The 22841-nt window shown below is 57.4% G+C and carries 19 protein-coding genes; 12 read left to right on the top strand and 7 right to left on the bottom strand.

Annotated features, from left to right (window positions below):
- Positions 1–74 precede the first annotated feature (74 nt).
- From MWC30_RS00615 to MWC30_RS00605, 3 genes are all read right to left on the bottom strand, one after another.
- The gene (locus tag MWC30_RS00615; RefSeq protein ID WP_244082206.1) at positions 75–1244 is read right to left on the bottom strand and encodes a type IV pilus twitching motility protein PilT; all 1170 of its coding nucleotides are present in this window, start codon (positions 1242–1244) and stop codon (positions 75–77) included.
- 130 nt (positions 1245–1374) lie between these two features.
- Positions 1375–2457: a type IV pilus twitching motility protein PilT gene (locus MWC30_RS00610; protein ID WP_244082205.1), complete on the bottom strand. Its 1083-nt coding sequence runs from the start codon at positions 2455–2457 to the stop codon at positions 1375–1377.
- Positions 2458–2515: 58 nt separating this feature from the next.
- Positions 2516–3448 (bottom strand): radical SAM protein, encoded by a 933-nt coding sequence (locus MWC30_RS00605; RefSeq protein WP_244082204.1) that lies wholly within the window; start codon positions 3446–3448, stop codon positions 2516–2518.
- Between the two features lie 294 nt (positions 3449–3742).
- Between MWC30_RS00605 and MWC30_RS00600 the strand changes: the two genes are divergently transcribed.
- The 3 genes from MWC30_RS00600 (at position 3743) to MWC30_RS00590 (ending at position 8267) form a co-directional block, all read left to right on the top strand.
- Entirely contained in the window at positions 3743–6685 is a 2943-nt protein-coding gene (locus MWC30_RS00600; RefSeq protein WP_244082203.1) for a DEAD/DEAH box helicase, read from the top strand.
- A 173-nt stretch (positions 6686–6858) separates the two neighbouring features.
- Positions 6859–7629 carry an MBL fold metallo-hydrolase gene (locus MWC30_RS00595; RefSeq protein ID WP_244082202.1) on the top strand — a complete coding sequence of 257 codons (771 nt, stop codon included), beginning with the start codon at positions 6859–6861 and terminating at the stop codon, positions 7627–7629.
- 20 nt (positions 7630–7649) lie between these two features.
- Positions 7650–8267, top strand: a complete 618-nt coding sequence (locus tag MWC30_RS00590; protein ID WP_244082201.1) for a transcription termination/antitermination protein NusG — start codon at positions 7650–7652, stop codon at positions 8265–8267.
- Between the two features lie 45 nt (positions 8268–8312).
- On the opposite strand, the gene glp is transcribed toward MWC30_RS00590, so the two are convergent.
- The gene (gene glp / locus MWC30_RS00585) at positions 8313–9575 is read right to left on the bottom strand and encodes a gephyrin-like molybdotransferase Glp (RefSeq protein WP_244082200.1); all 1263 of its coding nucleotides are present in this window, start codon (positions 9573–9575) and stop codon (positions 8313–8315) included.
- A gap of 304 nt (positions 9576–9879) precedes the next feature.
- Here glp and MWC30_RS00580 point away from each other — a divergent pair, with 304 nt between their 5' ends.
- Entirely contained in the window at positions 9880–10266 is a 387-nt protein-coding gene (locus MWC30_RS00580; protein ID WP_244082199.1) for a winged helix-turn-helix domain-containing protein, read from the top strand.
- Here the strand turns inward: MWC30_RS00580 and sucD are convergent.
- Together sucD and sucC are read right to left on the bottom strand one after the other, a co-directional pair.
- Entirely contained in the window at positions 10251–11129 is an 879-nt protein-coding gene (gene sucD, locus MWC30_RS00575) for a succinate--CoA ligase subunit alpha (protein ID WP_244082198.1), read from the bottom strand. The genes MWC30_RS00580 and sucD overlap by 16 nt on opposite strands.
- Positions 11130–11140: 11 nt before the next feature.
- Positions 11141–12307: an ADP-forming succinate--CoA ligase subunit beta gene (sucC, locus tag MWC30_RS00570; RefSeq protein WP_244082197.1), complete on the bottom strand. Its 1167-nt coding sequence runs from the start codon at positions 12305–12307 to the stop codon at positions 11141–11143.
- A 297-nt stretch (positions 12308–12604) separates the two neighbouring features.
- On the opposite strand from sucC, the gene gatB reads away from it, so the two are divergent.
- Together gatB and mtnA are read left to right on the top strand one after the other, a co-directional pair.
- A complete protein-coding gene (gene gatB / locus MWC30_RS00565) occupies positions 12605–14044 on the top strand; it encodes an Asp-tRNA(Asn)/Glu-tRNA(Gln) amidotransferase subunit GatB (protein WP_244082196.1) in 1440 nt (479 codons plus the stop codon).
- 64 nt (positions 14045–14108) lie between these two features.
- Positions 14109–15158, top strand: a complete 1050-nt coding sequence (mtnA, locus tag MWC30_RS00560; protein WP_244082195.1) for an S-methyl-5-thioribose-1-phosphate isomerase — start codon at positions 14109–14111, stop codon at positions 15156–15158.
- Positions 15159–15278: 120 nt separating this feature from the next.
- Here the strand turns inward: mtnA and radA are convergent, their stop codons facing one another.
- Positions 15279–16634: a DNA repair protein RadA gene (radA, locus tag MWC30_RS00555; RefSeq protein WP_244082194.1), complete on the bottom strand. Its 1356-nt coding sequence runs from the start codon at positions 16632–16634 to the stop codon at positions 15279–15281.
- 334 nt (positions 16635–16968) lie between these two features.
- On the opposite strand from radA, the gene trxA reads away from it, so the two are divergent.
- From trxA to prmC, 6 genes are all read left to right on the top strand, one after another.
- Complete coding sequence (gene trxA / locus MWC30_RS00550; protein ID WP_244082193.1) at positions 16969–17301, top strand: thioredoxin; 333 nt, start codon at positions 16969–16971, stop codon at positions 17299–17301.
- A 500-nt stretch (positions 17302–17801) separates the two neighbouring features.
- The gene (locus tag MWC30_RS00545; RefSeq protein ID WP_244082192.1) at positions 17802–18575 is read left to right on the top strand and encodes an outer membrane protein assembly factor BamD; all 774 of its coding nucleotides are present in this window, start codon (positions 17802–17804) and stop codon (positions 18573–18575) included.
- A gap of 419 nt (positions 18576–18994) precedes the next feature.
- The gene (rho, locus tag MWC30_RS00540; protein WP_244082342.1) at positions 18995–20242 is read left to right on the top strand and encodes a transcription termination factor Rho; all 1248 of its coding nucleotides are present in this window, start codon (positions 18995–18997) and stop codon (positions 20240–20242) included.
- A gap of 108 nt (positions 20243–20350) precedes the next feature.
- Positions 20351–20563 (top strand): 50S ribosomal protein L31, encoded by a 213-nt coding sequence (gene rpmE / locus MWC30_RS00535; protein ID WP_244082191.1) that lies wholly within the window; start codon positions 20351–20353, stop codon positions 20561–20563.
- Between the two features lie 217 nt (positions 20564–20780).
- Positions 20781–21848, top strand: coding sequence for a peptide chain release factor 1 (gene prfA, locus MWC30_RS00530; protein ID WP_306423188.1), 1068 nt, complete (start codon positions 20781–20783; stop codon positions 21846–21848).
- Between the two features lie 83 nt (positions 21849–21931).
- Positions 21932–22837 (top strand): peptide chain release factor N(5)-glutamine methyltransferase, encoded by a 906-nt coding sequence (prmC, locus tag MWC30_RS00525; RefSeq protein ID WP_244082189.1) that lies wholly within the window; start codon positions 21932–21934, stop codon positions 22835–22837.
- The last annotated feature ends 4 nt before the right edge of the window (positions 22838–22841 follow it).

Here is a 22841-nt window from a genome sequence, read left to right as displayed (position 1 = left end):
GCAGGATTTCAACGGGCATCCGCCCTCATGGATGCGGATTCCGGTGAGAAACAGGCAGGGAACGGCTGAGAAGGTCAGCTCATTTTGAGGAAGTACTCCTGATCGATCTTGAGACCTTCGATATCCGTGGTTTTTTCGCCCCGGGCCGATTTGATCTGGTCGATGCCGCGCTTGACCATGGCCCTCTTGGAGGCATAGGCATAAGCGGTGTCTTCCGTGATGACGCCGTCGGTATAGAGCCCCACGATGTGGTCGTCGAAATTGGTCCATCCGAAGGGTTTGGACTGTTGCATCATTTCGTAAAAGGTCTTGCCTTCCGACTCTCCCTGGATGACGGCCTCCTTCACCCGAAGGTTGGTGCCCATGATCTCGAGAGTGGCCACACGCCCGCCGCCGATTCTCGGCAGGAGCCGCTGGGAAATCACCCAGCGCAGCGTATCCGCCAGGCGGATGCGGATGAGGCGTTCCTCTTCCAGATCGAACATGCCCACGATGCGGTTGATGGTCTGACCGGCATCCACCGTGTGAAGCGTGCTCAGGACCAGGTGTCCGGTTTCGGCGGCGCTCAGTCCGATCTCCACCGTTTCCCGGTCGCGCATTTCCCCCACCAGGATCACCTTGGGCGCCTGCCGCAGCGCCGCGCGCAGCCCCGTGGCAAAGGCGTCGAAGTCCAGACCCAGTTCACGTTGATTGAACGTCGCCTTGAGCTGAGGATGCACGAATTCCACCGGGTCTTCCAGGGTGATGACGTGCACCGCTTTTTTCCTGTTGATCTCGTTGAGGATTGCCGCGAGGGTCGTGGACTTGCCGCTTCCCGTGGCTCCCGTGACAAAAACGATCCCGTATTTCTGATCGGCCACTTCCTTGAAAACCGGCGGCAGTTTGAGCTCTTCCAGGGATGGGATCTTGGTGGGGAGCTGGCGCATGACGACGGAATAAGTCCCCCGCTGGGAAAAAATGTTGACGCGGAAGCGTGCCCGCCCCTGAAGGTAGTAAGAAATGTCGCAGGACCCACGGGTGAGAAGGTGCTGCACGCTCCGGCGGTCTCCTCCCATCAGGTTCAGGGCGACCATTTCCGTGTGATAGGGGGTCAGCTTGTCGATGCCCAGATCGTGGCACACGCCCTTCAATTGACCGTCCACTTCGGCCTGAAGGGATTTTCCCACAGTGAAATTGATGTCCGAAGTCCGGGGGTTTTCTTCCAGGATACGGCTCAACAGGTAATCCAGCTCGGGTCGTCTCAAACCCTTTTCCTCCTCAATGCCCTCAGGGGTGTGGAGTCGGTCGGAAAAGAAATCATCTTTGCCCTTCCATCAGCGCAAGTCAGCGCCCGTCAGCGTTCTTCAGCGTCCCTTCCCTCTCGTCATCCGGGACCTAAACTTCAGTAAAATCCTGGGGAGCCTCCGTCAGGTACGGCTTGAATTTCTCCTTGTCCACACACTTCATGTAGGCTTCGTCAGGGCTGATCCTTCCCGCCTTCAGCTGCGCGAAGATGCCGTCATCAAGGGTCTGCATGCCGTACTTTTTTCCTGTCTGCATGGCCGAGGTGATCTGGTGCGTCTTGGATTCCCGGATCATGGCCCGCACAGCATGCGTGGCAACGAGGATCTCCAGGACGGCGCAGCGGCCCTTGACATCGATCCGCTTGAAGAGGGCCTGAGCGATGACGGCCCGGATCCCATCGGCAAGGGTCGAACGGATCTGGGCCTGCTCTCCCGTGGGAAAAACTTCGATGATGCGGTCCACGGTCTTGGCGGCGCTGGTGGTGTGGAGGGTCGAGAAGACGAGATGTCCCGTGGCTGCGGCTTCCATGGCCAGACGGATGGTTTCGAGATCGCGCATTTCACCCACGAGGATGATGTCCGGATCTTCACGGAGTGCAGCACGCAGGGCAGCCGTGAAGGTCCGGGTGTGGGTGTTCAGCTCCCGGTGGTTGATGACGCAGCTCTTGCTCTGGTGGACGAATTCGATGGGGTCTTCCACCGTAATGATATGGTCCTTGCGCTTCCGGTTGGCTTCATCGATGATGGCGGCCAAGGTCGTGGACTTGCCGCTCCCCGTGGGTCCCGTGACCAGGACCAGGCCCCGGGGGAGCATGGCCAGGCGGCTCACGACCGATGGCAGGCCCAATTGATCCACCGTGAGGATTTCGCTGGGGATTTCACGAAACACGGCTCCGATCCCGTTTTTTTGCATGAAATAATTGGCACGGTAGCGGGCCAGCCCCGGAATCTCATAGGAAAAGTCAAGATCTCCCGTCTCTTCGAAGGTCTTGATCTTGTCTTCCGGCGTGATTTCATAGAGCATGGCACGGAGCTCGTCGTCATCGAGCAGCTTGTATTTCACCCGTTCCAGGTCGCCCCGGATTCTCAACACCGGCTGCTGCCCCGAAACCAGGTGTAAATCCGAAGCTTTCTGCTCATTCATCAGTTTGAAAAAAGCGTCAATCCTCGCCATGGAGCCTCTCTCTGCGGGTCGCCCTCCATGACCCGCCGGTTGCTATGGGAGCTCAAAGTCAAAGTTCGAAGGTCAGCCAGTGCTTGTGCCGCTCGTCCAGCCGTGTGAGCCCCTCGCGCTCAGCCACCCGCAGGGCGTCGTCAAATTCCCGGGATGTGATCGTTCTGCCGATGAGGGAGCTTCCCACAGCCTCCCCGCAGGGATGATACTGGCTCATGATGTTCACGTAAGTGCTCCGGGAAATTTCCTCCGCGATGAAATGCAGGACCCCTTCCGTTCCGGCCAGTCCCCCAGGCATGACGAGGTGGCGCACGAGCAGTCCCTTCTCGGCAATCCCGCCGGCATCCATCCGGAGATCGCCCACCTGTCGATGCATTTCACGCAGGGCTTCACGGGCTCGATGCGGGTAGTCGGGAGCATCGCTGAGCTTCCCCGAGACTTGAGGGTCCCAGAACTTGAAATCCGGCATGTAGATGTCCACGATGCCATCCAGAAGCTTCAGAGCGGAAACCCGATCATACCCCCCCGTGTTATAAACGAGTGGGACATGGAGTCCCCTGCGAATGGCCAGGGGGAGGGCTTCGAGGATCTGCGGGATCACGTGGGTAGGCGTCACGAAGTTGATGTTGTGGCAACCGCCCTGCTGGAGCTGCAGCATGATATCGGCCAGCTCATCGGGCTCCACCTCACGCCCTTCCCCGCCATGGCTGATTTCATAGTTCTGACAGAACACACAGCCCAGGTTGCAGTAGGAGAAGAAGATCGTCCCGGACCCCCTCTTCCCCACCAGGGGCTTCTCCTCACCGAAATGGGGCCCGTAGCTCGCCACGACGGCGTAGCGCCCCGTCCGGCAATATCCCTTCTCATTTTCCAGGCGATTCACCTTGCAGAGCCGCGGGCACAACGTGCAAACCTTCATCCACTGAAGGCTGCGGCGGAGGCTTTCATCCAACCGTCCGTTTCCATGCGCTTCGAGATATGCAGCCGGCATTGTTCATTCCTTTTCGTGGGGGAAAAATGCTGAAGGTTCGAGGCCGTTCACGGCAGTCCCCCTCCCTTTCCCCACTGAGCTTGTTTCCACCATTGGATTCCAGCCCCGATACCTAATCGGTTTGACGGGGCGGCGACTTTAATGTCATCCGTCGGTTTACCGACTCCGGGGATTTCTTAAGGTCCTCTTGTCGTTGCACTTCCCGATGAGTTAATCTGCTCCACATCATTAACTCTTTTTTCCAGGCTGTTAAACAACTGCGTGGCAGGTTCTGAAGAAGAAGGATCCATCCAGGTGATACAACGATTCATCCATGCCCTGTTGAATCAGAAATGGCGGGATTTCAAGGTCACGCATCATGAAGTCCTTCCGCCGCACCCCCCCAGCTATGGAGCTTTGGGATCCCCCCTTCCCTCCGTGCTCCAGGACGTACTGACGCAGATGGGTATCCCCCGCCTCTATTCCCACCAGGCCCATGCCCTGGATCACATCCGCGCCGGGGAAAATGTCGTGGTGGCGACCCCCACCTCCAGTGGAAAGTCTCTTATTTACAACCTGGCCGTGGCGGAAGCCCTCCTCGACGACCCGACCCGGCGCGCCCTGTATCTCTTTCCCATCAAGGCCCTCAGTCGTGACCAGCTGGAGACCCTGGACACGTTTTTCCATCTGCTCAACGCCCGGCGGGATGGGAAAGCTTTGCAGGCAGGCATCTACGACGGCGACACCACCCCCTACCGCAGGGGAAAGATCCGGCAGGAGCCGCCCCATGTTCTCCTGACCAACCCGGACATGCTCCATTACGCGCTCCTCCCTTTTCACGGGAAATGGGAAACCTTCTGGAAAAGCCTGCGCTATGTCGTCATCGATGAAATGCACATCTACCGGGGCATTTTCGGAAGCCACGTGGGGCAGATCCTGCGGCGCCTCCAGAGGATCTGCCGTTTTTACGGGAGCGATCCTCAGTTCGTGCTCTTGTCGGCCACCATCGCCAATCCCCGGGAGCTGGCGGAGCTGCTGCTGGGGCCGGAGCAGCCCGGTGTCACGGTGGTTCAGGAGCATGGAGCTCCCCAGGCCAAACGCAATTTCATTTTCATGGAGTCCGAGGACGGAGCGACCGGCCACGCTTCGGGGGCCGCGGCACGCCTCATCGCCCAGGCTGCGGCGGCAGGACTCAAGACCATTGCCTTCACGCAATCGCGCAAACTGACGGAACTGGTGCACATGAGCGTTCTGCGCATGGATCCGCGGCTGGCACGGAAGGTGAGCTCTTACCGGGCGGGCTTCCTCCCGGAAGAGCGTCGGTCCATTGAACAGAAGCTGGCGGGAGGCGATCTGGCGGCGGTGATTTCCACCAGCGCACTGGAGCTGGGGATCGATATCGGAGGCCTGGATCTTTGCATCCTGGTGGGTTATCCCGGCACGGTCATGACCACCTGGCAACGAGGGGGACGCGTGGGGCGCAGCGGACGGGAATCGGCCATCATCCTCCTTCCCCAGCCGGATGCCCTGGACCACTACATCGCGCAGCATCCCCGGGAATTTCTGGACAGCCAGTATGAAATCGCCGTCACGGACCCCTCCAACGAAGAAATCCTGAAATCACACCTGCCCTGCGCCGCCGCCGAGCTCCCCATCCACCAGGACGAGGTTCGGAAACAGGACGGTCCCTTTCGAAACGTTCTGGATCGGCTGACACGCGAGGGAAAGCTCCTGCAGACTGCCGGAGGCGAAGCGTGGATCTCGGCCGCTTCCAGGCCTCACCGGCACGTGGATATCCGCTCGGTGGGCCAGTCCTATGCCATCTTCACCGCTTCGCAGCAGGACGAGAAAAGGCCGCTGGGAAGGAGTGAAGGGCTGAGGGCTCTCAAGGAATGCCACCCCGGCGCCATTTATCTCCACCACGGCGAAACCTATCACGTGGAGCAACTGGATCTCGCCAACCATGTCGTTCATGTGACTCCCAGCACGGCGCCTTACTACACGAAGGTCAAATCCGAGAAGGAAACGGAAATCCTCGAAGTGCTGGCCTCCAAGCCCGTCGGCAACTTCATCATTCGCATGGGAAGGCTTAGGGTCACGGAGCACATCCTGGCCTATGAAAAGCGGCGCCTTTTCACCCAGGAGCTATTGGGAACGAACCCCCTGGAGATCCCGCCCCAGACCTTTGAAACCGTCGGCTTCTGGATAGAAATCGAATCCGTGCTGGCCAAGCGCCTTCATGACGAGGGGCTTCATTTCATGGGGGGCATTCACGCCGTGGAGCATGCCGCCATCAGCATGTTCCCCCTCTTCGCCCTGTGCGACAGAAACGATATCGGCGGCATTTCCTGCCCACAGCATCCCCAGGTGGGCAAAGGGGCCATCTTCATCTACGATGGCTACCCCGGGGGAATCGGTCTGGCGGCCAAGGGTTACGAAATCATCTCCCCGCTCCTGGAAAAGACCCGGGAGCTCATCGCCTCCTGCTCCTGCACCGACGGATGCCCCGGCTGCATCCATTCCCCCAAGTGCGGGTCGGGAAACAAGCCTCTGGACAAGCAGGCAGCCCTGGCTGTCCTGAAGTTTCTTCTTGGGGAATGGAACCCCCTGCAGACTACCGATGCCTCCCTCACGGAACCCGACGAGCCCATACCGGAAATTCTGGCCGCCGCGAATGCTGCCCCCCGATGGCGCATCGGGTATTTCGACCTGGAGACGCAGCGCCTCGCCAATGAAGTGGGGGGATGGCAGAACAAGCATCTCATGCGGGTTTCCGTGGCGGTTCTCTACGACGCCTCATCCGACAGCTTCAAGGTGTACCGGGAGGAGGAGGTGGCGTCTCTCGTGGAAGACCTCCGGCGGCTGGACCTCGTGGTGGGGTTCAATATCGAACGGTTCGATTACGAGGTCCTCAAGGCCTATTCCCCCTTCAATTTCCGCAAACTCCCCACCTTCGATCTCCTCCAGGAGATTTACCAGGGGCTGGGCTTTCGCCTCAGCCTTGACCACCTGGCCGAAAAGACTTTGGGAGCCAACAAGTCCGCCGACGGAATCCAGGCGGTGAACTGGTTCCGCCAGGGCCAGTGGGAGCCCCTCATCGAATACTGTAAGTCGGACGTCACCCTCACCCGGGACCTTTTCCTCCATGCCCTCGACAAGGGATACCTCCTTTACAGCAACCGTAACGGCCAGTTGCTCCGGATTCAAACCCCCTGGAAGCTCGAAGCCATCCTCGAGGAAAAGCGCTCTCGAAGGTGAAGCCTTTGGTGCCTCATCGCCTGTGCCCTCCGTTCACTGGAGGGCCCGCGTTGAACCTGAAGGGCTCACAAGCTCTTGATATGTTTCCATTCCGCATGGTAAACAAAAACATCTTACCCCCAAGTGACAGGAATGCCCGACGGCTTTGAATCGACCACACCGAGGAGATCATCATGAAATTCAATCAAATACGAAATGCAACAGTTCGTATTGCCTATGCAGGGAAAAAATTCCTGGTGGACCCCATGCTGGCAGGAAAGGGTGCATACCCAGGGTTTGCGGGTACGGTGAACAGTCAGCAATCCAATCCCACCGTCGGCTTGCCTGTCTCCTTAGACGAGATTCTCGATGTGGATGCAGTCATTGTCACCCACATTCATCCGGACCACTGGGACGACGCCGCCAAGACATTACTGCCCAAGGACATCATGCTGTTTGTGCAAAACAAGAAGGACGCAGGAGCAATGCAGGCGGCAGGATTTCGCAACATCCGAGTCCTTGAAGACCGTACGGTTTTTGACGGCATCACGCTCATCAAAACCACCGGTCAGCATGGACGAGGGAAAGTGCTGCAAGACTTCGGAGAGATACTGGGAGAAGTGTGCGGCGTTGTCTTTCAACATCCCGAAGAAAAAACCCTCTATCTTGCCGGGGATACCGTCTGGTATGAGGGGGTCGCAGACAACCTGAAGCAATACAAGCCCGACATCATCGTCCTCAACAGCGGCGACGCCAAAGTCCTCCCCGATGAACCGATCATCATGGGCAAGGAGGATGTCTACGAGGTGTATCGAGCCGCTCCCCATGCCACGATCATTGCCAGCCACATGGAAGCTCTGAACCACTCCACACTGTCAAGAAAGGATCTGCGGGAGTTCCTGAGGGAAAAGGGGATGACTCATCGCGTATTGGTGCCCGACGATGGTGAATCGTACAGCTTTTGACGGCTTCGAAAGGCAATGCAATGACCGAGACAAAACGAAGCTCACAGCTTGAAGCTTCACCGGCGGCCCCTCACGAAGGCCCGATCATATACCCCGCGCTAACGGGCGATGAGCCGTCATGGTTCGCTCTCTATGTACAGGTCAACCATGAAAAAGAAGTGTCCAGGCGCCTGGAGCAAAAATCCATCGAAGCCTTTCTGCCCCTCATGGAATCCTGGAGCAGGAGGCAGGACCGGCGCAAGAAAATCCATACCCCTCTTTTTCCCGGCTATGTGTTTGTGCACGCGGTCCTCGACAACTACACCAACATGCACATCCTCAAGACTCCCGGGGCTTTGAACATTCTCAGGAATTCCGAAGGGGCCCTCCCCATTCCCAATTACCAGATCGAAAATTTGCAGACCATGCTGGGCTCCAGGGAGACCCTGGACCTGCACCCGTACCTCAAAGACGGCGATTGGGTGCGCGTCCTTCGCGGACCTCTCAGGGGGTGCGTCGGCCTGTTGATGCGGCAGAACCCCAGGAAGGGCAGGCTGGTGGTGAGCATAGATTTGATTCAGAAGTCCGTGAGCGTGGAGCTCAACGTGGAGGACGTGGAGCCCATCTCTCCTCCGGCAGAAGGAATTGTCCGATTGTAATGCCTTTACCGGAGACATCCCGCTGGGATCATCCCCTCGCCGCCCTCACACACTTCGCCCACAGGAAAAGAAGTGGACGGTCACTTCCGTTCCCTGGTCCAGTCCTTCCACATGCTCAGGGATGATGATGTAGCCATCCGAACGGGCCAGGATGCTGATCATGGCTGATTTACCGAAGACGGGCGTCGCCTGGATCCCCTCCGCTCCCCTGGATAGAACAACAGGAACATAATCGATTCGGCCGTGTACGGATGGCACCTGGCGATTCAAAACCGCCCGGCACGCGTTTTCCACCTGAAGAGTGCTCGGCAGGTCCGGGCAATATCCCTGCAGGTACAGCAATGAAGGCAGGACAAAGATTTTGCAGATCATCATGGCCGATACGGGCTGGCCGGGCAGTCCCCAGAAGAGCTTCTTACCGATGCGGGCGAGAATGGTGGGCTTCCCCGGGCGTATGGCTACCCCATGGACCAGGAGCTCTGCTTCGGGAAAAGCATCCAGGATGCGGACGGTAAAATCTCGAACCCCCACCGAGCTTCCTCCTGACAGGACCAGAACGTCATGAGTGGCGAGGGCTTCGCGGCAGGCTTCGATGAGGGCCCCCAGATCGTCCTGCACCCAACGGGTTTGTCCGATTTCAGCACCGGTCTCCTCCATCTGGGCCGCCAGGGAGTAAGTGTTGATATCCCTGATTTTACCAGGGGGTACTGATTGAGTGGAAACGGGCACAATCTCGTCCCCGGTGGAGAGCACCGCGACCTTGGGACGGCGAATCACCGAGACGTCTTTTATTCCCAGAGCGGCGAGAACTCCCATGTCCTGAGGCCTCAAGGGCCAGCCGGCTCGAAAAAGCTCTTCTCCCAGGGGAATGTCCTCCCCCTCCCTCAGCACATTGTCACCAGGTGCGACGGGACGTGTCACTTCGATGGTCCTGTCGTCCAGGGGAATAGTGTATTCCACCATGACGACGGCGTCGGCGCCCTCGGGCAGCATTCCTCCTGTCGGAATGGCGATGGCTTTTCCTCCTTCCAATCGCCAGGACACGTGATCGCCCATGGAAACCGACTCTGCCGTTTCCAAAAATGCCGGGAGGGACTCCGAAGCCCCGAAGGTATCCCGGGCTCGCACAGCGTAACCATCCATGGTCGCCCGTGCAAAATGGGGAACCGGTTCCGGGGCGAAAACCGGCGCAGCGAGGCTCCGCCCACGAGCTTTTTCCAGGGGGAGCGTTTCGATATCCAATGGCTTGATTTCTCTTAGAATCTCAAAGACTTCTTCGGCGGTTTTGACTTTCAGGAACAGGGGCATTTCTTTTCCTTGGCTTTGGATTGCAGTCGCTTCAAAGAGGATCATCCAGGGGGGACCCCGCTTGCAAGTCGTTTATACCATCGGCCGAGCCCAAATCGGGCGGAAAAATCCCCACCAGGAAGTCAGCCTTGAAAAAAGCAAGAGATTGACCCTTTATAACGCTTTATGAGAAGATAAAGACGTCCGTTTCTCATGCGCAAGGCTGCTCGGAGTGCAGCTCTCGATTCGGGCTTCTGAAACGGGTACGCCCCAAAAGACACGGTCCATGACCCTTCCCAAAACACTCAACATAAGGATTCCTTCAGTGGCAACTACCAAACCCGGGTTCAAGAAACTGGCGATCAAATCCAAAATATGGATTGAGGACGAAAACGGCGAAGTGGTTTTTGGATCGGGGCGTCTGCGCATTCTGAATGCCGTCGCGGACCACGGCTCCATTCTCGGTGCGGCCAAAGAGCTCAACATGAGTTACCGGGCGGTATGGGGAAAAATCAAGGCCACGGAAGAGCGTCTTGGACAGCCTCTTGTCGCCCGGCGCGAGGGAGGGGCCCGGGGGGGCGGATCAGAGCTCACCCCCCTGGGCAAGGCGCTTGTGGAACGTTTCCGGCAGCTTCAAACACTGACGGAAACATCTGCGGACAGCCTGTTTCAGGATATTTTCGTGGAAAAGCTGAATCACAGAACTTTCTGAAAAGCCTCTCTGGCCACTTCACCCAGCATCCCCAGGTTTTCCACGACCGTGATGCCGGCATCCCGCATGGCCTTCATTTTCCCCTGTGCCGTACCGCTCGAACCGCTGATGATGGCGCCGGCGTGACCCATGCGCCGTCCCGGCGGTGCGGTGGCCCCGGCGATGAAGCCGACAACGGGCTTGGTGACATTCTTTTGGATGAATTCAGCCGCCTCTTCTTCCGCGGACCCACCGATTTCACCCACCATGATAATGGCTTTGGTTTCGGGGTCGGCCTGAAAGGCAGTGAGGCAGTCGATGAAATTCGTACCATTCACAGGGTCCCCACCGATGCCGATGCAGGTGCTCTGGCCGATGCCGAAGCGCATGATCTGGTGCACGGCTTCGTAGGTCAGGGTGCCGGAGCGGGAAACGATCCCAACGGGGCCGGGTTTGTGAATGGGGGCGGGCATGATGCCGATCTTGCATTTGCCGGGGCTGATGATGCCGGGACAGTTGGGGCCGATGAGTCGGCTCCCGGAGCCTCTCAGGTAATTCTTTACCTTCATCATGTCCATGACGGGAATGCCCTCGGTGATGGCCACAATGAGGGGAACTTCGGCATCGATGGCTTCCAGAATGGCGTCCGCACAGAAGGCCGGCGGCACAAAAATCATGGCGGCGTTGGCCTGCGCGTCTTTCACGGCATTGGCCACGGTGTTGTAGACGGGGATCCCTTCCACCGACTGCCCCCCCTTGCCCGGGGTAACGCCTGCCACCACCTGGGTACCATACGCTTTGCACTGGAGGGTATGGAACTGCCCTTCGCGGCCGGTAATGCCTTGAACCAGCAACCTCGTATTTTCATCCACCCAAACGCTCATGATGTCTCCTTCTATGCTTTCGCTACCGCTGCAACTTTTTGGGCGGCATCAGCCAGGTCAGTTGCCACTGTGATCTTCAGTCCGGATTCATTGAGAATTTGACGACCCTTTTCAACGTTCGTCCCTTCCATGCGCACAATGATGGGAACCTTGATCTCCACCTTTTTGGCGGCCTGCACGACTCCCTCCGCAAGAATGTCGCAGCGGAGGATGCCGCCGAAAATGTTGATGAGGACACCCTTCACGTTGGGATCACCCAGAATGATGCGAAAACCGTTCTCCACCTGCTCGGCGCTGGCTCCGCCCCCGACGTCCAGGAAGTTGGCGGGACTCGCGCCGGCAAGCTGGATGACGTCCATGGTGGCCATGGCGAGACCGGCTCCATTCACCATGTTGCCGATGTTACCACCGGGAAGCTTGATGTAATTGAGGTTGTACTTGGACGCTTCGATTTCGAAAGGGTCTTCTTCATCCAGATCGCGGTAAGCCTGAACATCCTTGTGGCGGAAAAGGGCGTTGTCATCGAAGTTCACTTTGGCATCGAGGGCGATGACCCGCTTGTCGCTCGTGATGATGAGCGGATTGATTTCCAGGAGGGAACAGTCGTAATCCACAAACATCTTGTAAAGCTTGGTCAGCATGGGAAGGAAAGCCTTGACGACTTCCGGTTCCATATTGAGGCCGTAAGCCACTTGACGCGCCTGATAGCCCTGGAGGCCGAGGAGCGGATCCACATAGATTTTGATGAGCTTTTCAGGGGTCTTGGCGGCAACCTCCTCGATGTCCATACCTCCGGCTTCACTGGCCATGATGACATTCTTGGCCGAGCCGCGATCGGGAAGCATGCTCAGGTAGAGCTCTTTTTCAATGGGAAGGCCTTCTTCCACCAGGAGCTTCTTCACCTCTCTGCCTTCGGGGCCGGTCTGGTGGGTCACCAGTGTCATGCCCAGGATCTGGCCTGCAATTTGATCCACTTCGACTGCGGACCTGGCCAGCTTCACACCGCCGCCCTTCCCACGCCCGCCGGCATGAATCTGGGCTTTCACAACCACCGGAAATGCACCCAATTCAGCGGCGACAGCTTTCGCCTCTTCCACGCTGAAAGCGGCCTTTCCGCGAGGAGTCGGGATTCCGTATTTCTGAAACAACTCTTTCGCCTGGTACTCGTGAATTTTCATAGGTATCCTCACTCTTCCCGAAACAACACCATCTTGTACTGTGCAATTCAGATCTCACCGACGAGAGCCATTGACCGAAAAAGCATCTATTTTTCAATAACTCACATTATTCGTAGTTGAAAGATCTTTCCATGTCAAACACTGTTTGCAGGGGCTTCCAAGCAGCTTGCCGCTCTATCCCTTGCACCGTTGTTTTGTTTGGTGCTATAGGGTATGCGGATTATGGCCCGGGCTGAGTTTTGCCCGAGCAGGCAGAACGTTACCCTATCAGGATGGCCGCATTAGATGGAGTAAAATATGGAACTGGAACCGGTCATTGGCTTGGAAATTCATGCCCAGCTTCTCACCAAAAGCAAGATTTTTTGTGGCTGCTCCACTGCTTTCGGTGCGAGTCCCAACACGCATACCTGCCCCATCTGTGTGGCCATGCCTGGTGTGCTCCCTGTCCTGAACCGGGAGGTGGTGGAATTTGCCATGAAAATGGGCCTGGCCACGCATTGCACCATCGCTCCCAGCAGCCAGTTCGCCCGCAAGAATTATTTCTATCCCGACCTCCCCAAAGGCTACCAGATTTCCCAGTATGAACTTCCCCTGGCCGTCAACGGCTGGGTGGACATCGAGACGGAAAAGGGACCCAAGCGCATCCGAATCCATCGCATCCACATGGAGGAGGACGCAGGGAAGCTCGTCCACGACGAATTCCAGCCCATGAGCTACGTGGATTACAATCGCACGGGAGTGCCCCTCATCGAAATCGTGAGCGAGCCGGACATGGGCACGTCGGAAGAGGCGGCCGCATACCTGAGAACCCTGCGCGAAATCTTGAGATACCTCGAGATCTGCGACGGCAATATGGAAGAAGGGAGCTTTCGGTGCGATGCCAACATCTCCCTGCGGCCTGTGGGTACCGAAGCCCTGGGTGTCAAAACAGAGCTCAAGAACATGAACTCCTTCCGAAACGTCCAGCGGGCCCTGGATTTTGAAATCCGCAGGCAGAGAGCCCTCATCGAACGGAACGAGCCCGTCGTGCAGGAGACTCGCCTGTGGGATGTGGCGCGCAACGTGACCATCAGCATGCGGGGGAAGGAAGAAGCCCATGACTACCGCTACTTTCCCGACCCGGACCTGGTGCCGGTGGTGGTGAGCGACAGCTGGGTGGCGTCTGTCCGGGAGACGCTGCCGGAGCTTCCCGAGGCCAAGCGGGAGCGCTTCATGGCGCAGTACAACCTGCCGCTCTACGATGCCCAGGTGCTCACCTCCTCCAAGGCCCTGGCGGTTTATTTTGAAACGGCCACGGCGGAGTTTCCCCAGCCCAAGACCGTCAGCAACTGGATCATGTCCGAATTGATGAAGCAGCTGAAGCGTGACGAACGGGAAATCGAGGATTGCCCGGTTCCCCCCGAAAACCTGGCCGAGCTCTTGAGCCTGATGGATACGGGGGTCATCAGTGGGAAGATCGCCAAGACGGTCTTCGACGACATGTACACGACAGGCCGGAAAGCTAAAGCCATCGTCGAAGAAAAGGGGCTCACTCAGGTCAAAGACGAAGGCGCCATCGAAGCCATCATCAATGAGATCCTGCGAGAGAATCCCACGGAGGTTGAGCTCTACCGGGGCGGGAAGGAAAAGCTTTTCAGTTTTTTTGTGGGACAGGCCATGCGGAAAACCAAGGGAAAGGCCAATCCCCAATTGGTCAATGAGATTCTTCGCAGCAAACTGGCGAATGAAGAACGTTAGGCCGCACCGTCCGGAAGCAGCCGGTCACTTTGGGATCCAGCAAGAAGCCAGGAGGCAATGAAGCATGTTTGAAAAGTGTTTACCTCCCATCTACTGGGATGGAGATGCAGTGGCGATTCTCGATCAACGGGTGCTGCCCCATCAAGAAAAAATTCTGCTCTGCAGCAAGCCGCAACAGGTCATCACGGCCATCAAGAACATGTCCATACGCGGAGCCCCCGCCGTGGGTGTGGCCGGCGCCCTGGCTCTGGCCCTGGGTGCACGGGACCTGCAGGCGGCCGACACGCAGACATTTCGGCGAAAATTCGTAAGGCTCTGTGAGCAGGTGAAGAATGCCCGCCCCACAGGAAACAACCTGGGATGGGCCGTGGAAAAAGTATATTCGGTCCTGCTGGAAAACCCCGGGGCGGACGTGCCGGAGCTCCAGACTCTCATCCGAAGGAAAGCCGACGCAATCCTCGCCGAGGATGTGCGGGACAATGTGGCCATCGGGAAATGGGGTAAGGAAGTCATTCCCCGCGGGGCACGAGTCCTCACCTATTGTAATGCAGGGGCATTGGCCACTGCGGATTACGGCACGGCGGTGGGAGTCATCCGGGCTGCTTATGCCGATGACCCGACCGTGGAAGTCTACGCGTGCGAGACGCGCCCTTTCCTGCAGGGAGCCCGGTTGACGGCTTATGAGCTCCAGTGTGCCGGAATCCCCGTGACGCTGATCACGGACAATGCCGCGGGAAGCCTCATGCAGCAGGGAAAAATAGACGTGGTGGTCGTGGGTGCGGATCGCATCGCCTCCAACGGCGATACGGCCAACAAGATCGGCACCTATACGGTGGCTGTGCTGGCCCGTACGCACAACATTCCCTTTTATGTGGCCGCCCCCCGTTCCACCATCGACCCCTCCCTGGCCGACGGCTCGGGAATTCCCATCGAGCAGCGGGACCCGCGGGAGGTGACTCACCTTTTCGGCAGACCTGTGGCGCCCAAGGATATCAAGGCTTTGAACCCCGCCTTCGATGTGACACCCAGCAAATATATCACCGGGATCATTACCGAAGTGGGCGTTTTGCAAAAGCCGTTCAAGCAGTCCATCCGCAAGGCCCTGGAGGCGTGATACAAGCCCGGGATGGGTTTCCAAAGACTCACCAACCTGCTCATGCGTCGTTCCCGCAGGCTCTCCGCGGGAACGACGGCAGGCATGCGCACGGCACGGATTCCCATCGACTGCTTTTGTCTAAAACAGCAGCTGCATGACATCCTGCAGAGATTTCACTCCGACACACTCGATTTCCAGCTCCGGGGACAGCCGTTCGGCGTTACTCCTGGGAATGAGGCATCGCGTGAAACCGAGCTTCTGGGCCTCCAGCGCCCTCACGCTGCTGTGTCCCACTCCACGCACCTCCCCCGCAAGACCGACCTCCCCCCACACCACCCACTCGGGCGGCAGGGGCCGGTCCAGATAGGTGCTGAGGAGCGCCGTCGTCATGGCCAGATCCGTTGCCGGTTCCACGAGGCGGACTCCGCCCGCCACATTGACGAAAACATCCTGCTGAGCAAAATTGAGCCCGAGCTTTTTCTCCAGCACGGCCAGAAGCAGTGAGAGGCGATTGCTGTCGACTCCCATGCTTGTGCGCCGGGGCTGCAGCCAGCTGGTGGCGCTCACGAGGGCCTGCAGCTCCACCAGGAGGGGGCGCGTGCCTTCCACGGCACAGGCCACCACCGATCCGGAAACCCCCTTGGGGCGTTCCGCCAGGAGCAGCTTGGACGGATTGGGAACCTGCTCCAGGCCGACCTCCTTCATTTCGAACACCCCGACTTCATTGGTGGAGCCATACCGGTTCTTGACAGCGCGCAGGAGCCGGAAGGTGTGTGTCCGGTCTCCCTCCAGGTACAGCACCGTGTCCACCAGATGCTCCAGTGCTCGGGGGCCTGCGATGGATCCCTCCTTGGTGACATGCCCCACGACAAAAATGCTGACTCCCGTCTCCTTGGCCGCTCGCATCAATCGCGAGGCACATTCCCTCACCTGGCTGACCGATCCGGGAGCCACCTCCAACGCCCGCGTGTGGACCGTCTGAATGGAGTCCACCACGAGGATATGGGGCGGCTTCTGAGCTACGGCATCCAGAACCGCCTCGAGGGAGGTTTCAGAATAGACAAAAAGGTTGGGGGATTCGACACCCAGGCGGAGGGCCCGCACCTTCAACTGCTGGGGGCTCTCTTCGCCGGAGGCATAGAGCACCCGTTTTTCCTGGGACAGGCGCGCCAGGACCTGGAGGAGCAGGGTCGACTTTCCTATTCCCGGATCACCGGCCAGCAGTACGAGAGATCCCGCAATGAGGCCGCCTCCCAGGACCCGATCCCACTCACCGATGCCGCTCAGCAGCCGGGGCTCCGTTTCAGCTGGGATATCCGCCAGGGCAACCGGTCGATTCTGGGGATTTCCCGTCGCAAGCTCTTTTTCAGAAGACTTGTAACTGACTTCTTCCACAAGGCTTTCCCAACTTTTACAGTCGGGGCAGCGCCCCAGCCATTTGGGGCTGACATAGCCACATTGCTGGCATCGAAAAACTGTCTTGCGATCGGCCATCGGATCCTCGATTCAGAAGTTCAAATTTAAAAGCAGCAGACACTTCAGGGAAAACGTAGGGGATGCGCGCCATGGTCCATCGTCGCGGCCTCTCACATCCACAGGGCTGTCCTTTCCTGTTTCCATACCATGTCCCTGTTTGAAGGTATACCTCTTTGCACCGCTCTCCACCTGACTGCAGGCAACGGGCAGCCCCTCTCAACCTGAATGTTCGATTGACAAAACCGAAAAGATTGGTTTATAGTCCTTCTCTGAGCATTCGGAAGTAGCCTTGCTCTCATTTTGGCTGATCTGAAGCACCAGGTATTTCTCTTAATGGGGAGGAGTTTTTCCAATGGCCGGTAAGAATATCATTGAAATCAGTGACAATAATTTTGACGAAGAAGTGCTGAAATCCGATTTGCCCGTTCTGGTGGACTTCTGGGCCCCGTGGTGTGGTCCCTGCCGAGCCATCGCTCCCGTGGTTGAAGAGCTTTCCGGTGAATATGAGGGCAAATTGAAGATCGCCAAATGCAATGTCGATGACAACCCCAAAACACCTTCCAAATATGGCATCCGTGCTATTCCGACCCTCATCATTTTCAAGGGCGGGAACGTGAGCGAGCAGATTACCGGAGCGGTAGCAAAATCACAGATTATGGCAGCCATCGATAAAACAGTCGTCTAGAAGTTCGGATGTGAACATCTTCCCCATGTCATCAAGGCGCCCTGCATGGAATTTCCCATGGAGTCCAGTCACAGGTTCACCCCCATCAAACACATCCTGCGTTTTTCTTCCAAACAGTGCAAAAGTGCAATGTTCACGATGGAGTAAGACGATGGAGAAAACCGTCGAGGCTTGCAGCTGACGGGGCCTCCGGTCAGCTCTGCCGGACGGCTTTTCCTGATGGAAGATCCGGACTCTCGAGCCCGCCCCCGGTGTGTCCGGGAGGCCGGCGCCTGAGAGCCCCCTGTTGCCCTAGGGAAGAACTGGAACGAACTTTTTGATCACTCCGACGATCACAATGCCTTCGGGCGGTTGCCAAAAATTCCTGCCGCATGCCATGAATTCGGGAGTAGCCCTGCTTAACGGGAACAATCCACACGAGCATTAGAAGCCATCCCTGTCCCATTAAGGGACAGGGTATGCATTACAGGACCACTACTCGTTTTCTTTGAGGAAACCTCATGCTTTTTTCATCTTGCCAACCCCAAAAGCGTTTCCGCTTCTTTCCCCATTGCTTGCTCATGGCTGTGCTGTTGCTGACGAGCGGATGCAACACGTCCTTGACCCAGTATTATTTTGGAGATCTTTTCGGAAAAGGCAAATCCTCCACCATAGAAAAGAGCGCTGAGCAACTCGCCATGGACGGCATGCAGCAGATGCGCGACAAGGACTACGACGACGCTCTCAAGTCCTTTCAAAAACTGAAAGAGCACTATCCATACAGCAAGTACGCCATCCTGGCTGAGCTCAAGCTGGGTGATGCTCATTTTTACAACAAAGACTACTCCAACGCGGCCATCGCGTATGAAGAATTCGCCCGCCTGCATCCCCGAAACGAAGTTGTCCCCTATGTCCTTTACCAGATCGGAATGTGTCATTTCCTCTCTTTCAGCACGGTAGATCGTGATCAGGAGGAAACGCGCCTGGCCATGGAGGCGTTTCAGAGACTCATTCAGACCTATCCTGAATCCGAATATGCACAGAGAGGAAAAAAGCAGCTCTTCGAGTGCCAGAAGCGCATGGCGGCATATGAATTTCAAGTTGCACAATTTTATTTCCGATTAGAGGAGTACCCGTCAGCCAAGGACCGACTGGACCTGATCAACCGGACCTATCCCGAGGCTGCCAGGGAATTGGGCTACGAAGAGGAGATCGGCAGGATGCTGGCTCAATGTCGGGAAGAGATCGCCAAAGGGAAGAAGAAACCCAGTATTTGGACTCGTATGGGATTTTAATGAAATCTCGACTGCATATAGAGTGATGCTGTTGAGATTCACTTGAAGCATGGAGCACTCCGACCCGCCTCTGGAACCGATGGCACCACGGACCAGGTAGAGGAACCAACAGCTACCAATCAGCGAGCCCGGTCTCACCGCCTGGACCTGCGCTACTTCGTTGAAATCCCATTATCTTTTTAAGAAATTGGAACGACGGCAGAATGCCGACTGGCCTCCGGCAAAACCGGCTCATTTGATCAGGGATCTCCCAACCACCGCATTTCAACAGGACTGAAGACAGAGAACGCATGTCGGAATTGGAAAAAGCAAACTATAGTAGACGGAGAAGAGAGAACATGGGTGAACCGAACCAAGACATCAACGACGTTCCCGAGAAATCGGCAGGAGATCGCGAAGGCAGGGAGCAGCGCAACGAGATGAATCTGGTGGAGCTCAAGAGCAAGAATATTCGGGAGCTCATGAGCATCGCCAGAGGCTTCAATATCGAGGGAGCCAGCTCCATGCGCAAGCAGGAGCTTATTTTTGCTCTCCTTCAGGCGCAGGCGCAGATGAGCGGCCTGATTTACGGGGAAGGGGTGCTGGAAATCCTGCCCGACGGCTTCGGCTTTTTGAGAAGCCAGAGCTACAACTATCTGCCCGGGCCGGATGATATTTACGTCTCACCCTCCCAAATCCGCCGATTCAACCTGCGCACCGGCGACAGTATCTCCGGACAAATCCGCCCCCCCAAGGACAACGAACGTTATTTTGCTCTTCTGAAGGTGGAAGCCGTCAATTTTGAAGACCCCGATGTCGCCCGGGACAAGATCCTTTTTGACAACCTCACCCCCCTGTACCCGGACCGGAGAGTCAAGCTGGAGAACCAGCCCGACAATCTGTCCACGCGGGTCATGGACCTGCTGACCCCCATCGGATTCGGGCAGCGCGGCCTCATCGTGGCTCAACCCCGCACGGGTAAAACCATGCTGCTCCAGAATATCGCCAACGCCATCACCATCAACCACCGGGACGCCTACCTCATCGTGCTGCTCATCGATGAGCGGCCGGAGGAAGTGACGGACATGCAGCGCAACGTGCGGGCTGAAGTCGTCAGCTCCACCTTCGACGAACCGCCTCAGCGCCATGTGCAGGTGGCCGAAATGGTCATCGAAAAGGCCAAGCGTCTCGTGGAGCACAAGCGCGACGTGGTGATCCTGCTGGACAGCATCACCCGACTCGCCCGCGCCTACAATACGGTCGTTCCACCCAGCGGCAAGATCCTCTCGGGAGGTCTCGACTCCAACGCCCTCCATCGGCCCAAACGGTTTTTTGGAGCCGCCCGCAATGTCGAACAGGGAGGGAGTCTCACCATCATCGCCACCGCTCTGACGGACACGGGAAGCCGCATGGACGACGTCATCTTTGAAGAGTTCAAAGGGACCGGCAACATGGAAATCGTCCTGGATCGCAAGCTCGCCGACCGCCGCATCTTCCCTGCCATCGACATCAACAAGTCGGGAACGCGGAAGGAAGAACTGCTGCTGCAGCCGGATGATCTCAACCGCATCTGGATCCTGCGGAAGCTCTTGTCTCCCCTCAACCCCATCGATGCCATGGAATTTCTCCTGGACAAAATGCAGGGCAGCAAGGACAACGCCGATTTCCTCTCTTCCATGAATCGGTGATGGGGTGCATGGGAAGACTTAAAAGTGCTTGAAAATAAGGTCCGTTTGTCTATAATAGAGAATTTCGAAGAGGTTGCCACCACCCATACATAAGGAGGAAACACACCCATGAAAGAAGATATACACCCGACTTACCATCAGACCGTTATCCGGTGCGCCTGCGGTAACGAAATTCCTACGGGCTCGACCAAGCAGGACATCCGCGTGGAAATTTGTTCCAAGTGCCATCCTTTTTATACAGGAAAACAGAAATTGGTGGACTCCGCTGGCCGCATCGAACGCTTCCGCAAAAAATACGAAAAATTCCAGACCAAGAGCTGAGGGCCGCTGCATTTGGTCCTCTGAGCGTTTGGGAAGGAAATGCTTCGAACCTGCCGGGCAACTCCGCATTGCATTTCCCCCTTCAGCAGGGGGAGGTGCGACGCTGGGGGGATCCCTTGCCGGGAGAGACATGGACCTGCGGCGTAAAACCCATGGATGCTTCGTGCGTTTGGAGGGTTTCCGATGTGTGGTAAGCACCTGACAGGCAAAGAGAATGATGTTTGACCGTTTGGAAAGCGTCGCCGAAAAGTTTCGCAACCTGGAATCGGACCTCAGCAATCCGGATCTGCTGGCAAACCAGAAGGAATATCAGAAGGTTGTCAAGGAGCATTCAGAGATTGCACCCATCGTGGAGGCCTATCAGCGCTACAAGGATATCAAGCAACAGATCCTGGAGAGCCAGGAACTGCTGGAGCAGGAGGAAGACCCGGAAATGAGGGAGCTCATCCGTGATGAGATTCTCCAGCTCAAAAAGGATCAGGAAGATACCGAGTCCGCCCTCCGAATGATGCTCTCCCCCAAGGACCCCAACGATGACAAGAACGTCATTTTGGAGATCCGTGCCGGTACGGGCGGGGAAGAAGCAGCCCTCTTCGTGGCCGATCTTTTTCGTATGTATTCGCGTTATGCAGAGCTCCGAGGCTGGAAAGTGGACATCATGGACACCCATCCCACGGGGATCGGTGGGCTGAAGGAAATCACGGCAGCCATCAATGGAAAAGGCGCTTTCAGCCGATTGAAGTATGAACGGGGTGTCCACCGTGTACAGCGCGTGCCCGCCACGGAAAGCCAGGGAAGGATCCATACGTCGGCAGTGACGGTCGCGGTGCTGCCCGAAGCCGAGGAAGTGGACGTCTTCATCGACCCCAATGACATTCGCGTGGATGTCTTCCGCTCGTCGGGGCCCGGCGGCCAGAGCGTCAACACGACGGATTCCGCCATCCGCATCACGCACCTTCCGACAGGACTGGTGGTCACCTGCCAGGACGAAAAATCCCAGCACAAGAACAAAGCCAAGGCCCTGAAAGTGCTCCGCGCACGTCTCCTGGATCAGCGCCAGAGCGAGCAGGACGCCCAGATCGCCCAGGAACGGAAGAGCCAGGTGGGGACCGGCGACCGCAGTGAACGAATTCGCACATACAACTTTCCGCAGAACCGCGTGACGGACCACCGCATCAATCTCACCCTCTACAAGCTCGAAAGTATTTTGGGGGGTGCCATTGACGAAGTCATTGATCCCTTGATCACCTCTTTTCAAGCTGAGGCTCTCAAGAGCGAGGAGTAGGCGGTGCTGAAGATCGGCGAGAGTCGAGCCCTCTCCCAACGACTTTCAAGCCTTCCTTTCATCACTCCCGATATTTGAAATTCATGGCCCAGCCGCACGCACACTCAAAAGAAGCCGGGACGGAGGCTCCCTGGACCATCCTGAAAGTCCTCCAATGGACAACGGGATACTTCCAGCGGCATGAAATCGAGCAGGCCCGGGCCAATGCCGAAGTCCTGCTGGCGCATGTCCTGGGACTGGAACGTATTCAACTCTACCTGCGCCACGACCAGCCCCTGACAGGGGACGAGCTGGCGAAATTCCGCGAGGTGGTGCGGCGTAGAGCTGCCCGGGAACCGACGCAATATATTACGCAGAAACAGGAATTCTGGTCTCTGGACTTTGAAGTCACACCGTCGGTCCTGATTCCTCGCCCGGAAACCGAGCTGCTGGTGCAACTGGCCGCCGAAATCCTCGGGACAGCGTCGGCTCGCGTCCTGGATCTGGGAACGGGGTCCGGCGCCATCGCCGTCGCCCTGGCCCATGAATGCCCCAACCTGGCAATTGTCGCCATAGACAGCTCGCCGGCCGCTCTGGAAATCGCCGGGCGCAATGCAATCCGCCACGGAGTGGGCCATCGCATCGCTATGGTCGCCATGGATCTTTTCAGCGGGCTGACCCCATCGCCCCATTTCGATCTCATGGTCAGCAACCCCCCTTATATCGGCGACACAGAATTCTCCGGGATCGCCCCTGAGGTTTCACGGTACGAGCCGGAAACCGCTCTCAAAGGAGGAGGAAGCGAGGGGTTGCGGGTGATTCGTCGCATCCTTGGCGACATGCCGTCGTACCTCAAGGCAGGAGGCTATCTGCTGATGGAAATCGGGCAGGGCCAGGCATCCCTCCTGGCTGAGGAACTGGAGGGGAATCCTCAAGTTGAAGATCATGCTTTTATCGAAGATTATTCCGGAGTTTTGAGAGTCTTAAAGCTTCGTAAATCCCACAGGTGAGAAT

It is taken from the genome of Desulforhabdus sp. TSK (genome assembly GCF_022836495.1).
Classification (GTDB): domain Bacteria; phylum Desulfobacterota; class Syntrophobacteria; order Syntrophobacterales; family Syntrophobacteraceae; genus Desulforhabdus.
This window is presented reverse-complemented; position numbering and strand designations above follow the sequence as displayed.